The organism is Pseudoduganella rivuli, from assembly GCF_009674485.1.
Taxonomy (GTDB): Bacteria; Pseudomonadota; Gammaproteobacteria; order Burkholderiales; family Burkholderiaceae_D; genus Rugamonas; species Rugamonas rivuli_B.
This window is the reverse complement of record NZ_WKJJ01000006.1, coordinates 313,356-325,603: the sequence shown is the minus strand read 5'-3', so window position 1 is coordinate 325,603 and position 12,248 is coordinate 313,356. Positions and strand designations below refer to the sequence as shown.

At 64.6% G+C, this 12,248-nt stretch carries 10 protein-coding genes; 4 read left to right on the top strand and 6 right to left on the bottom strand.

Features of this window, described 5'->3' with window-relative positions; translation table 11 throughout:
* Window positions 1-14: 14 nt before the first annotated feature.
* From GJ700_RS12050 to GJ700_RS12040, 3 genes are all read right to left on the bottom strand, one after another.
* Complete coding sequence (locus GJ700_RS12050) at window positions 15-1,385, bottom strand: DUF1501 domain-containing protein (protein ID WP_154373984.1); 1,371 nt, start codon at window positions 1,383-1,385, stop codon at window positions 15-17.
* Window positions 1,386-1,396: 11 nt separating this feature from the next.
* A complete protein-coding gene (locus GJ700_RS12045) occupies window positions 1,397-3,283 on the bottom strand; it encodes a DUF1800 domain-containing protein (RefSeq protein ID WP_154373982.1) in 1,887 nt (628 codons plus the stop codon).
* A 163-nt stretch (window positions 3,284-3,446) separates the two neighbouring features.
* Window positions 3,447-4,136 (bottom strand): UPF0149 family protein, encoded by a 690-nt coding sequence (locus GJ700_RS12040; RefSeq protein ID WP_154373980.1) that lies wholly within the window; start codon window positions 4,134-4,136, stop codon window positions 3,447-3,449.
* 56 nt (window positions 4,137-4,192) lie between these two features.
* Between GJ700_RS12040 and GJ700_RS12035 the strand changes: the two genes are divergently transcribed.
* Both GJ700_RS12035 and GJ700_RS12030 read left to right on the top strand, forming a co-directional pair.
* Window positions 4,193-5,188: a serine/threonine protein kinase gene (locus tag GJ700_RS12035; RefSeq protein ID WP_154373978.1), complete on the top strand. Its 996-nt coding sequence runs from the start codon at window positions 4,193-4,195 to the stop codon at window positions 5,186-5,188.
* A gap of 133 nt (window positions 5,189-5,321) precedes the next feature.
* On the top strand, window positions 5,322-7,655 hold the full coding sequence (locus GJ700_RS12030; RefSeq protein WP_154373976.1) for a coiled-coil domain-containing protein: 2,334 nt from the start codon (window positions 5,322-5,324) through the stop codon (window positions 7,653-7,655).
* Between the two features lie 80 nt (window positions 7,656-7,735).
* On the opposite strand, the gene lysA is transcribed toward GJ700_RS12030, so the two are convergent.
* Complete coding sequence (gene lysA / locus GJ700_RS12025) at window positions 7,736-9,043, bottom strand: diaminopimelate decarboxylase (RefSeq protein ID WP_154373974.1); 1,308 nt, start codon at window positions 9,041-9,043, stop codon at window positions 7,736-7,738.
* Between the two features lie 120 nt (window positions 9,044-9,163).
* On the opposite strand from lysA, the gene GJ700_RS12020 reads away from it, so the two are divergent.
* Window positions 9,164-10,087: a LysR family transcriptional regulator gene (locus GJ700_RS12020; RefSeq protein WP_154373972.1), complete on the top strand. Its 924-nt coding sequence runs from the start codon at window positions 9,164-9,166 to the stop codon at window positions 10,085-10,087.
* Here GJ700_RS12020 and GJ700_RS12015 read toward each other — a convergent pair.
* Together GJ700_RS12015 and GJ700_RS12010 are read right to left on the bottom strand one after the other, a co-directional pair.
* Window positions 10,084-10,446 (bottom strand): DUF8785 domain-containing protein, encoded by a 363-nt coding sequence (locus GJ700_RS12015; RefSeq protein ID WP_154373969.1) that lies wholly within the window; start codon window positions 10,444-10,446, stop codon window positions 10,084-10,086. The genes GJ700_RS12020 and GJ700_RS12015 overlap by 4 nt on opposite strands.
* 47 nt (window positions 10,447-10,493) lie before the next feature.
* Window positions 10,494-11,522 carry a DUF475 domain-containing protein gene (locus tag GJ700_RS12010; protein ID WP_154373967.1) on the bottom strand — a complete coding sequence of 343 codons (1,029 nt, stop codon included), beginning with the start codon at window positions 11,520-11,522 and terminating at the stop codon, window positions 10,494-10,496.
* A gap of 118 nt (window positions 11,523-11,640) precedes the next feature.
* On the opposite strand from GJ700_RS12010, the gene GJ700_RS12005 reads away from it, so the two are divergent.
* Window positions 11,641-12,057, top strand: coding sequence for a divergent PAP2 family protein (locus GJ700_RS12005; protein WP_154373964.1), 417 nt, complete (start codon window positions 11,641-11,643; stop codon window positions 12,055-12,057).
* Window positions 12,058-12,248: the final 191 nt, after the last annotated feature.

Here is a 12,248-nt window from a genome sequence, read left to right as displayed (position 1 = left end):
CCCCTTTTTTACTGTCAATTCATGAAACCCAGGTCCTTGACGGTGAACTTCGCCAATTCGTTCTTGAACACTTGGGTCTCCAGCATGTCCGCGTCGGCGCCGAACCAGCGGCCCAGCGTGGCGCCGTATTGCTGGTTGGAGATTTGCGGAATCCACACGCCGCGCCCGGTGGCGTCATCCTTGCCGCCCAGCGTGAAATCGGGGAACTCGCCATACAGGCCGCCTTTGACGGCGCCGCCGATGATCAACTGGTGATTGCCCCACGCATGGTCGGTGCCACCCGTATTCGGTTGCAGCGTGCGGCCGAAGTCCGACATGGTGAAGGTCGTCACGTGCTGCTGCGCGCCGATTTCCGCCAGCGCCTGCTGGAATGCCGCCACCGATTGCGACACCTGGCGCAGCATATCGAACTGTTGATAGGCCTGGCCGCCGTGCGTATCGAAGCCGCCCTGCGACACGAAATACACTTGCCGTCCCGGTCCCTGCTGCGCGCGCAGCCGGATCAGTTGCGCCACGGTCTTCAATTGCTGCGCCAGGCCATAGCCGGGGAAGGGCGTCGACAACGCGGCGCCGCCGGCCGCGGCCTTTAAATCGTCGACCAGGTCGATGCCGTTCAACAGCGCGCGGTGGGCGGCGGACATCATCACGTTCGGCTGGTTTGCCTGCAATATCTGCACCAGCGCGGCGCGCCGCTTGTCCGCTTCGGCCTGCGGCCAGAAATTCATGCCGGCCAGGCTCAGTTGGCCGTTGCCGGGGATCAGGTTGCCGTGGGTTTTTGCGCCTTCGATGAACAGGCCGCCCGAACTGAGCGCCACCGCATCGAGGTCGCCGCCCGTGCCCAGCAAGTCGACCAGGCGGCCGCCCCAGCCGGTGCCGGCCACGGACGGCGTCCCGGCCTGCGCCTGCAATTGCTGGTCCGGATGGGAAAACAGTTGCGGCGGCAAGGCGGTGCCGGCCTGGTATTGCGCCTTGGTCAACGGCTGGCGCAGGCTGCCCACGTTCAGCAGCGCGGCGACCTGGCCCTGGCCGAACAGCGTATCGATTTCCGGCATGCCGTAGTGGAAGGCGAATGGCTGGTCGACCGGATTGGCCACGCCTTGCGGCAATGCGCTGCGCTGGCCCAGCAGCGTCTTCGCATTGACGGACAGCGCCAGGCCGTGGCTGCCGCGGATGGCCGTGTATTTGCCATAGCGGGCCGTGTCGAGCGGCACGATCATGTTGTTGCCGTCATTGCCGCCGAACATATACAGGCAGACCAGCGCTTTGTAATCGGACACGGCGGCTTGCGCGGGTTTGGCTGTCAGCAAGCCCAGCGACGACAGTGCGCCCAGCATGCCGGCGTGGACGCCCATGCCTAAGAAGCGGCGGCGGGTAGTTGGTGCCATGTTCAGTCTCCTTATTGTTGTACGGCGAATTCCGTGATGGCGGTCAGGTACAGCGCGGTGAGGGCGCGCTGCTTGCGGTCCGTGGTGGCACTGACGGACGCGGCGATCGCGCTGCGCGCGGCCGGCGTCATGCGGCCCTGCAGCAGGGTGGCGTCGACCATGTTCATCAGCGCCGTCACGTCCGTGGCCACGTTCACGTATGGCGTGATATCGATGCTGACCATGCCGCTGTAATTGCCGTTGATGAACTGGTACAGGAAGTTGGCGCGCGCCACGGCCAGGGCCGGCGCATAGACCTGGAATTCCGGGCCGAAGCGCACCGGGTCCGTGGCGCCGGGCAGTTTCGTCAGCGGTGAATAGAAATTGAAGACGCTGGGGGCGTTCAGCAAGCGCTGGCCCAGCAGGAAATAGTCCCAGAACAGGTTATTCGGATCGTTGACTTTCGCACCGAGCGCGCGGAACAGGGACAGCGAATGCAGCATCGGGTCTTTCAGCTTGCCCGGCGCCGCATCGGCCGTGGTGGCCGGCTGGCGCGCTTCCGGATCGAGCAGGACGGCCGCCAGTGTGGCTTGCAGGTCGCCGCGGCCGGCCGGGCCATGGGCAAACACGTCGGCCACGCGGGTGATGTAGGCGGGGCTGGGGTTGCTGGTGGTGAAGGCGCGGATCAGCCGGGTGGCGATGAACGGCGGCAGGTTCGGGTGGTTGAACAGGTTGTCCATCACCGCGTCGAAATCCTGCTGCGTGCTTTGGCCTGCAGGTACGCTGATCCCCATGAGCAGCGTCTTGGCGTTTTTATCGTGGTAGCGGTCGCGCGGCTGCAGCGGACCCGTGAAATTTTCCCAGTTGATGCCGGTGGCGCTGGCGCCGGTATAGGTCCAGCCGGACAGCGCGCGCGACATGTCCGTGATGCGGGCCTGGTCATAGCTGGGGATGGGATCGCCGTTGCGGTCGGTTTGCACGCTGCCATCCTGGTTCAGCATCACGGGACCGATGGTGAACAATTGCATGACTTCGCGCGCATAGTTTTCATTCGGCGCCGGGATGATGCTGTTGCCCAGGTCGAGGTATTTCGCCATCGAGGGATTGAGCGACATCTCACGCAACAGGTTCTTGAAATTGCCGAAGGCGTGCGTGTTCAGCGTGGCCAGCCACGGCTGCATTTCATTCGCGTACGGATTCTTGTCGGCGGAGACCACGAACAATTGCGACAGCGCGAAGATCATGCGCTGTCGCAACTGGTCCTGGCCGCCGGCCATGTTCTTGTACCAGGTCGAGCGCAGCGTGTTCATGTCCGTGGTGACGGGCAGCGGGCTGGGCGCCATGGCGAATTGCTGGTTCAGCCATGCCGCCGCGCCCAGGGACTTGACTTGCGCGATGTCGGCGGTGGTGGGACCGAACGTCGCTTGTTCCAGCAGGCGCGCGGCGGCCACGGTGGCGGGATCGATGGCCGGTTGCGGTCCCAGCGGGGGCGGCGTGGTCGGCGTCGTTGGCGTGGTGGTGCCGGTGGAGCTGGTCGTGCCAGTGGCGGGAGGCTGCGTGGTGGTGGCCATTTTCAAGGTCAGCGTGGTGCTGCCGCTGAGCTTGTCCACGGTGGCCGTGGTGCCGGTGACGGTGATGATGCGGTTGGCTGGCATGGTGGCGGGCGCCACGTATTCGCCGTTTTGCGAATTCAGTGTGCCGACCGTGGCATTGCCGCCGGGGATGCCGTTGACGGCAAAGTTCATGAACACGCCTTTGCCGTCGACCTTGCCGACAAACCAGACTTTACTGCCGAGGGCGACTTCGCCTTTGGCCGTGTGTTCGATGGTGACCGTGGCCGCGCCCGCGGCCGAGGCCAAGCTCAGCAGGCAAGCCGCGGCCCAGCCCTGTAGTGCCGTGCGTTGTAGGGTACGTTGCATGGAATTCTCCTTGTTATCAGCAAGCGAGTTTCCATGTGGCAAGTTCTATGCCATGGTAAAAGTGACAGGAATTTGCACTGTCGGTGGGGGAGGGGGGGCGGGAGGGTGACTGAAATTGTCAGCTGATGTGACAGTTTTTGTCACATCAGCCGTGTAGGGAGACTTACGCGTCGGCGCCGTGGCACTTCTTGTATTTCTTGCCGCTGCCGCATGGGCAATCGTCATTGCGGCCGACTTTCGGTTCTTCACGCACTTGCGTGGTGACGGGCGCTTTGCGGCGCGGCACCCAGAATTTCGCGATGGCGGGCAGGTTGGCTTCCAGTTCCTGCGCCAGCTTATGGGCTTTCAGCGGGTCTTCCACCAGCGGCAATTCATCTTCTTCGATTTCGTCGGCGCCCAGCAGGTAAATCGGACGCATCAGCGGGCCCGCTTCGGACTCCCAGATTTCATCCCACGAACCTTCGCGCAATTCCATGCCTTCCCAGAAGCCCCAGCACCAGGCTTCCGCGTCGATCAGCGTCTGGCCGTTCACTTCATGCTCGACGAACAGGGGTTCGAATTCTTTCGGCGCCACTTCGAACGTGACCAGCACTTCGTTCATGAAGCGCATGATCAGGTTGAGGATGCGTTCCTCTTCCTTGCTGTTCTTGAACTTGGGCGCATCCTTGCCGTCCGGGCCCCATACCTTCGGCAGCCATTCGGCCGGCATGATGGGTTCCGGGCCGATGGCGATCGCCGTCAGGTAGCCGTGCAAGTGGTCCATCGTCATCGAATCTTCCGGGCTGCGCTCGCCCAGCAGGAAGGTGTCGAGTTCGTCGAATTCTTTTTCAGTCAATGGCTGTTCGAGGTTCATGTTCTTGCCCTGCGTTGGAAATGTAATCCACCAGTATACTACGCTGCGCACGTACAATGGCGGCCATGACCACCGACAACCCACACCCTTACGCCACCCTCGGCCCCGATTGCGTGCTCGACGCGCTGGACAGCGTGGGCTTGCGCGGCGATGGCCGCCTGCTGGCGCTGAACAGCTATGAAAACCGCGTCTACCAGGTCGGCATGGAAGACGGCCCGCCGCTGGTGGCGAAGTTTTACCGGCCGGGGCGCTGGAGCGATGCCGCCATCCTGGAAGAGCATGCGTTCGTCGCGGAACTGGCGGAGCGCGAAATTCCCGTGGTGCCGGCGCTGGCGCTGGATGGGCAGACACTTCACACGTACCAGGATTACCGCTTTGCCGTGTTTCCCCGCAAGGGTGGACGGGCGCCGGAACTGGACGATCCGGCCGTGCTGGAATGGACGGGGCGTTTTATCGGCCGCATCCACGCGGCGGGACGGACGCGGGCTTACGCTGAACGCCCCGCGTTGACGATCGAGACCTTTGGCCGCGAACCGCGCGAATACCTGCTGGCGAACGGCTTTATTCCACAGGATGTGAAGGCGGCGTGGACCACCACGGTCGATTGCGCGCTCGATGGCGTGGCGCGCTGCTACGAACGGGCGGGCGACGTGGCGCTGCTGCGGCTGCACGGGGATTGCCATGGCGGCAACGTGCTGTGGACCGATACCGGCCCCCATTTCGTGGACTTCGACGACAGCCGCATGGGACCGGCGGTGCAGGACTTGTGGATGATGCTGTCCGGCGAGCGGGGCGACATGGTGCGGCAAATGGCTGACATCCTGGCCGGCTACGAGGATTTCTGCGACTTCGACAGCCGCGAAATGCACCTGGTGGAAGCGCTGCGCACGTTGCGCCTGTTGCATTACTCCGCGTGGCTGGCGCGGCGCTGGGACGACCCGGCTTTCCCCGTCGCCTTCCCCTGGTTCAACACCCAGCGCTACTGGCAAGACCGCATCCTCGAACTGCGCGAACAAATCGCGCTGATGGACGAAGCCCCGCTGCCCGTCTAACTCCCTGTCTTTTTGGAAACCCGCGAATTGGCGGGGTTTTCCGTGCCTGCTCGGGGATTGGCGCTGGCGGGCGGGCGTTGATAATGGTTGTACGGTAATTCCGCCGTGCTTTCACTTACAACGCGAGTCCTCCATGCCAGCGCAACCGTTTCACGATCTGACCTTGCCAGACGATGCAGTGGTATCCGCACCTGCCGACACGGCCGCGCCGGCGCCGCGCCAGCACATGGACATGAAGTCGATCTCGGAAGCGATTGCCCGCGTGGAAGCGGAAGCGCGCGCCGCCTGCTCGGCCGAGAGCCGCGCCCATGCGGAAGCCCGCGCCCGCTCGCTGGCCGAAGACCGCGCCGCCATGGATGCGGAAGCCGCCGCCGTGGCGCTGAAAAATGCCCAGGCTGCGGAAGCGGCGATCCACGCCGACCGCGAGCGCCTGGAAAGCTTGCGCGCCGCGGCCGAAGCCAGCGTGGCGCGCCTGGAAGCCGTCAAGCAGGAAACCGCCGAATTGCGCGCCCGCGCCCAGGCCGATAACGACGTGCGCCAGGCCGCCGAACAGCGCGCCCGCGCCGAGGAAGAAAGCCGCCGCCGCGCGGCCGAACAGATTGCCGCCGAAGCGGAACTGGCCGAACAGGCTTCCCGCGCCGCCGACGACCTGGCCGTGCAAACCGGACAAGCCCGCTTGCACGCCGCCGAACGCCTGGCCGCCGTGCAGGCGGCGCGCGAAGAAGTGGTGGGCATTGCGTCGGCGGACGCCCGCCTGGCCACGCTGGCGCGCGAACACGAGCGCCAGGCCGCCGCCGCCCGCCAGACCGCGCAAACGCTGGCCAGGACGGAAGCCGAGGCGCTGGAATTGACGGTGCAGCGCGAGCGCGCCGACCAGATCGCGCTGGAAGCGGCCTTCAACCGCGCCGCTGCCGAAGCCCGCGCGCTGGAAGAAGCCCGCGCCCGCGCCCACCTGGAACAGGAACACGAACAAATCGCGCTGGCCAAGGCCGAATCCGAGCGCAGCGCCGCCCAATCGCTGCGCCTGCGCCTGCAAACGGAAAAGGAAGTGCGCGACGCCGCCATCCACCGTGAGCGCCTGGAAGCCATGGCGGTCGCCACCGCCGAAGCGCGCCGCGAAGCGGATGCCCGCATCATCGCCGCCACCGAAGCCCGTATCGAAGCGGACCGCCAGCTGCGCACGGCCGCGCTGGCCCGCGTGGAAGCGGAACAGCAGGCCGAAATCGATACGCTGGCCAAGATCGAAGCGGAAGCGCTGGCCGTCGAACAAATCCAGCAGCGCCAGGCCGCCGAGCAGGCCGCCGCCGAAGCAGCCCGCGTGGAAATGATGGAGCAGCAGCGCGCCACGCAACTGGCCGGCGAACGTGCCGCCATGGCGCGCGCCGCCGCCAGCCTGGCCGCCGCCCACAACGATGCGGAGCAGGCCGAACTGGCCGCACTGGCGATGCAGGCCGAGGCGGAACAGCAAGCCGCCGCACTGGCCGAGGAAAAAGCGCAACTGACATCGCAACTGGCGCAAGCGGAATACGCTCGCGTGCAGGCGGAACAGCAAGCCATCGCCGCGCTGAAGGAACGCCTGGCCGCCGAACAACTGGCGCAGGAAGCCGCGGAGCAGCGCGCCGCCGTCGAGCAGGAACAAGCCGAAGCGCTGCGCCGCCAGCGCGCGGAAGAACAGCGCCTGGCCGATGCCGCCGCGCAGGAAGCGCAAGCACTGCGCCAGATGACGGAACAGGTCGCGCTGGAAGCGGACGCCAAGGCCGCCGCCGCGCAAGCCGCATCGGCCCAGGCCCGCCTGGCGGTCGAACTGGGTGACGTCACCCAGCAAAAAGCCCGCGTGGAAGAAGAAAAACTGGCGCGCACCGCCGCGCTGCTGGAAGCCGAGCAAGCGTTTGTCGCGGCCGAACGCGCGACCTTGGCCGCCATCGATGAAAAACTGGCTGAACAGCGCCAGGCCGAAGCGTCCGAAGTGCGCGCCGCCAAAGCCGTCGAAGCGCGCCTGGCGTCCGAGCAAGCCGCTGCCGCTGCCGCCCGCATGCGCGCCGAAGCGGAACAACAGCAACTGGAACTGGCGCGCCAGCGCGAACTGGCCGAACAGGCCGCGGCGCAAGCCGCGCTGGATAAAACCGCGGAACAGAAAAAACTGCTGGAAACCGCGCAAGCCCACGCTGCCATGCAGCGCAAGGTGGCCGACACCACGCAAGCGATGACGGTGGCCAAGCAGGAATTGCTGGACCTGGAAACCCGCCGCCAGCACGCCGCGCAAAACGCCTTGTCGGCGATTGAAGAAAAGCTGGCGCAGGCGCGCGAGCAAAACCGCCTGGCCGTGGAAGAGGGCAATTTCGCCGGCGCGCTGGCCGCGGCCCGTGCGCGCGCCGAGCAGGAGCAATCGGAATCGCTGGCGCGCGACGTGATCGTGCGGCTGAAGGAGACGGCGGAATCGGTGGGCGCCGTGTGGCGTGGCCGGTGATTGCCGCGCCTCCGGGCTTTAGTCCGTAGGGCGGTTTCCGCCGTGCGGAAGCCGCCATGCATGCGCAACGATAGCCCTTGCTATAAGCCCCTCAACCCCGCGATTTCGTGTGAAAGTAAATCCGCGACAGTCTCCCGCGCGCGGATTTCCCGCACCTGTAAGCCATCGACCATGACTTCCGCCGGCCGCCCCCGCGAGTTGTACTGGCTGGCCATGCTCATGCCATAAGCGCCGCACGAAAACACCGCCAGCACGTCGCCCTCGGTTAACGGCGGCAGCGGACGCGCCAGGGCAAACACATCGCCGGTTTCGCAAATCGGCCCGGCCACGTCGACCACCTGCAAAGCGGCATCGCGCCGTTCCGCCACGGTACGCCAGGCGCCCCTCGCCCCCGCATCGGCAACCGGCCAGATGACATGCCGCGCGCCATACATGGCGGGCCGCAGCAACGTGTTCATGCCCGCGTCCAGGATGGCAATGCCACGGTCCCATCCTTGCTTCACGTATTCCACGCTGGCCAGCAAAAGGCCCGCGTTCGCGCTGATGGCCCGCCCCGGTTCGATCACGATGCGCTTGCCGCGCGCATGCAGGCCCGCCAGCTGCGCGCAAATCACGCGTCCCGTGTCCGCCAGCGGCAGCGGCGCATCGTCCGTTGCATACGATGCGGGAAAGCCGCCGCCGATGTTCACGGTATCGATGCGCCCGCCTTCCGCCTCGACCTGGCCGACCAGCTGTTCGACGCGGCGGATGCCCGCCACGTACGTGGCAGCATCGGGAATCGGCGAGCCCAGGTGGATATGCACGCCGCACACATCGGCATGGGAATAGCGCCCCGGGCGGTACAGCGGCAGGGCGCGCGGCAGCGGGATGCCGAACTTGGTGTGGCGGCCGCCGGTGGCCGTCTTGTCCGGCGTGGCGGCGTCGGCCACGTCCGGGTTGATGCGCAGCGCCACCCGCGCCCGTTTGCCCAGCTGTCCCGCGATGGCGTCGATGCGCGCCAGTTCCGCTTCGGATTCCGCATTGAACATCAGGATGCCGTGTTCCAGCGCCATGCGGATGTCATGCGCCGACTTGCCGACACCGGCAAACACGATCGTATCCGGCGCCGCGCCGGCGGCCAGCGCCCGCTGCAATTCGCCGCCGCTGACGACATCCATGCCGCAGCCTTGCCGCACGAGTAGTTGCAGCACGCTGAGGTTGCCGCAGCTTTTCACCGAATAGCAGATGAGCGGCGCCACCGGAGCGAAAGCCTGGCGCAAGGCGGCCACGTGATCGCGCAAGGTTTGTGCCGAATACACGTACAGCGGCGTGCCGAAACGCTGCGCCAGGCTGTGTGCGCTGACGGCTTCCACGTGCAACGCCCCATCGATATAGCTGAAATGATCCATGACTTTTCCTGTTGATTAGACCGGAAAAATTATGGCGTGCACCCGAACATTGGAAAAATATCCATTTGTTCATGGCTCATGCATTGCTGATATGCTGATGAAAAATCCATACAACAGTGAATGATGAATTTCAGCTTCCGCCACGTGGAAATCTTCAGCGCCGTGATGTCGACCGGCAGCGCCACGGCCGCCGCCGCATTGCTGCACACGTCGCAACCGACCATCAGCCGCGAACTGAGCCGCTTTGAAAAATTGACGGGCCTGGTCTTGTTCGAGCGCAGCGGCGGCAAGCTGGCGCCGACCGAGCAGGCGCTGATGCTGTACGACGAAGTGCAGCGCAGCTACGTGGGCTTGCAGCGCATCGCCAGCACGGCCGATGCGATCCGCAACCACCGGCAGTGGCAATTGTCGGTCGCCTGCCTGCCGGCGTTTTCCCACAACCTGTTGCCGCAGGCGTGTCGCCAGCTGCAACTGCGCCATCCCGGCATGCAGGTCAGCATCACGCCGCTCGAAGCGCCGGGATTGCAGGAAGCGTTATCGGCGCAGCGCTATCACCTGGGGCTGACGGAAGACAGCGAGGCGCCGCCCGGCGCCAGCGGGGAAATCCTGCTGCAGGCCGACTTGGTGGCGGTCATGCCGGAAGGGCATGTGCTGTGCCGCCATACCGTGCTGGAACTGGCCGACTTCGACGGCGTGGATTTTGTCTGCCTGGCGCCGGAAGATCCGTACCGCCTGAAAACCGACAGCCTGTTGCGGGATGCCGGCGTCACGCGCCGCCTGGCGGTGGAAACGCACAGCGCCGGGGCCGTGTGCGCGACGGTGGCGCTGGGGGCGGGGATTGCCATCGTCAATCCGCTGACGGCGCTGGAGTATGCGGCGCGCGGCGTGCAAATCCGGCCGCTGGCGTTTTCAGTTCCGTACACGGTATGCCTGGTGACGCCGAGCCACCGTCCGGCGTCGGCCGGCGTGCTGCGCTGTGCGGAAATCTTGCGGGAAACGTGCCGGGCCATGCAGGCCCGGCTGTCGATGGGGGAGGGCGGTTAAGGCTGCACTTGCACTTTTTCAGCGTAGTACTCGGTCTCGCCAAAGCACGACGTCGGCACGCCCTTGTGCTGCGCATAGGTGATGCGGACCCGCTTGCCCGTGGCGGCCATCATTTGATCCGCCACTTGCGGGTCGCGCACGCTGAATTCGAATTTCTCGGGAATCGCACCCGGCATTGACGTCAGCAACAGTTCACCTTCCCACGTTTTACAGATCCAGCCCCGTTTCGAGAATTTTTGCAGGTAGCCGGCCCGTTCCCCTTCCGAATACGAAACAGACAAGGTCAGCCAGGCGTAGCCGGCAAAGACCAGGACGGCGGCCAGCAAGACGCCGGGAATAATGAACTTGAGTCGGGACATAGCGTAATTTCAGAGTGGCAAAGTTGTCATCGTATCATCCGGCGCCGTCATGCGGCCGATGCATTGCGGTGCCGCACCGACGACCACAGCGATACCAGGATGAACGCCACCCCCGACAGGCCGGTAAACCATTCGGGAATATGGTATTTCACGCTGGCCAGCATGATGACGGCCAAAATGCCGATCGCATAGTGCGCGCCGTGTTCCAGGAACACGAATTCATCCAGCGTGCCCTTGTGCACCAGGTACACCGTCAGCGACCGCACGAACATGGCGCCGATGGCCAGGCCCAGCATGATGATGACCACGTCGGTGGTGATGGCGAACGCGCCGATCACGCCGTCAAAGCTGAACGACGCGTCCAGCACTTCCAGGTACATGAAGCCGCCGATGCCGCCCTTGGCCAGCGCCACGCCGGTGGACGGGTCGTGTTCCTCGTCTTCCAGCAAGCCGCTGATCCAGTCCACCGCCACGTACACGGCCACGCCGATCACACCGGACATCAGCACGCTGAGCTTCTTGAATTCCGGCACCAGCCCCATGCACGCCAGCACCGCCAGCAAGGTCAGCAGGATCGACAAGCCTTCGCTGCCCAGTTCGCCCACTTTTTCTTCGAGCCAGCCCAGCCAGTGCAATTCCTTCTCGTCGTCGAACAGGAAGTTCAGGAACACCAGCATCAGGAACGCGCCGCCGAACGCCGCCACTTCCGCGTGCACGCCGGTCAAATAGCGCGAGTACTCGTCGGGTGTCGTCATTGCCATGGTCCATACGTCGGCCAGGCCCAGCCCGGTGGCGAACGACACGATCAGCAGGGGGAACAGCAGGCGCATGCCGAACACGGCCACGATGATACCGACAGTCAGGAACAGCTTTTGCCAATAGTCGTTCCAGTTCTTCAGCACGGCCGCATTCACCACGGCGTTATCGAAGGACAGCGACACTTCCATCACGCCCAGAACCGCCGTGATCCACAGCGCCGTCAGCATGCCGCCCATGCCGCCGCGGTCGAAGCCCCACCAGCCGGCCAGCGCCATCAGTACGGCGGTGACAATAAAAGAAATTCGGAAATGCTTCATCGACGTTGTCCTTTTTATGAGTATGGGGCGGATTTTAGCCCACTTGTTATCACTGCCCCCATTCAGGATGCGATAATGGCCGATTGCATAGAAGTAATCAATTCAGAAGGAAAACTCGATGGACCTTGCATATCTTGTTACGCCACTCATTACCTGGACCTCGGTCGGCCCGATCAAATTCCTGATCAACAGCGCCAAGGCGCGCCGCTGGGCGTTCAACCTGGTCGGCAATGGCGGCTTCCCCAGCAATCACAGCGCCGTGGTGTCCAGCATGGCGACCCTGATTGCGCTGCGCGAAGGCATCGGCCATCCCGCCTTCGGCGTGGCCGTGACGCTGTGCTTTATCGTCATCATTGACGCCAACAGCCTGCGCCAGCACGTCGGCCGCCAGGCCGCCGCCATCAACCGGCTGGCCGACGGCGACAAGGCGCATACGTGGCTGCGCGAACGCATGGGCCACACCCTGGTGGAAATCGCCGGCGGCCTGGCCACCGGCATCGGCATCGGGCACCTGGTGCACGCTGTCTTCGGCTGAAGTTTGGTGAATTCGGTGAAGAAATGGGGCGTTGGCCCCATTTTTTTGCAGTTCATCCCTCCAATCCGCATTTCGGTCGTGCATTTGAGCAGTCCGTCCTCACCGCATTGACACACCGCAAGCCGAAGCTGGATACTCGACCGCTTATAGTATTTGTAAAACCAGCACCATTCCCATATCTCGGAGATACC

Excerpts from the sequence above, each read along its gene's own strand:
- GJ700_RS12050 (WP_154373984.1), bottom strand. The coding sequence starts at position 1,385 with ATGGCACCAACTACCCGCCGCCGCTTCTTAGGCATGGGCGTCCACGCC.
- GJ700_RS12045 (WP_154373982.1), bottom strand. The coding sequence starts at position 3,283 with ATGCAACGTACCCTACAACGCACGGCACTACAGGGCTGGGCCGCGGCT.
- GJ700_RS12040 (WP_154373980.1), bottom strand. The coding sequence starts at position 4,136 with ATGAACCTCGAACAGCCATTGACTGAAAAAGAATTCGACGAACTCGAC.
- GJ700_RS12035 (WP_154373978.1), top strand. The coding sequence starts at position 4,193 with ATGGCGGCCATGACCACCGACAACCCACACCCTTACGCCACCCTCGGC.
- GJ700_RS12030 (WP_154373976.1), top strand. The coding sequence starts at position 5,322 with ATGCCAGCGCAACCGTTTCACGATCTGACCTTGCCAGACGATGCAGTG.
- lysA (WP_154373974.1), bottom strand. The coding sequence starts at position 9,043 with ATGGATCATTTCAGCTATATCGATGGGGCGTTGCACGTGGAAGCCGTC.
- GJ700_RS12020 (WP_154373972.1), top strand. The coding sequence starts at position 9,164 with ATGATGAATTTCAGCTTCCGCCACGTGGAAATCTTCAGCGCCGTGATG.
- GJ700_RS12015 (WP_154373969.1), bottom strand. The coding sequence starts at position 10,446 with ATGTCCCGACTCAAGTTCATTATTCCCGGCGTCTTGCTGGCCGCCGTC.
- GJ700_RS12010 (WP_154373967.1), bottom strand. The coding sequence starts at position 11,522 with ATGAAGCATTTCCGAATTTCTTTTATTGTCACCGCCGTACTGATGGCG.
- GJ700_RS12005 (WP_154373964.1), top strand. The coding sequence starts at position 11,641 with ATGGACCTTGCATATCTTGTTACGCCACTCATTACCTGGACCTCGGTC.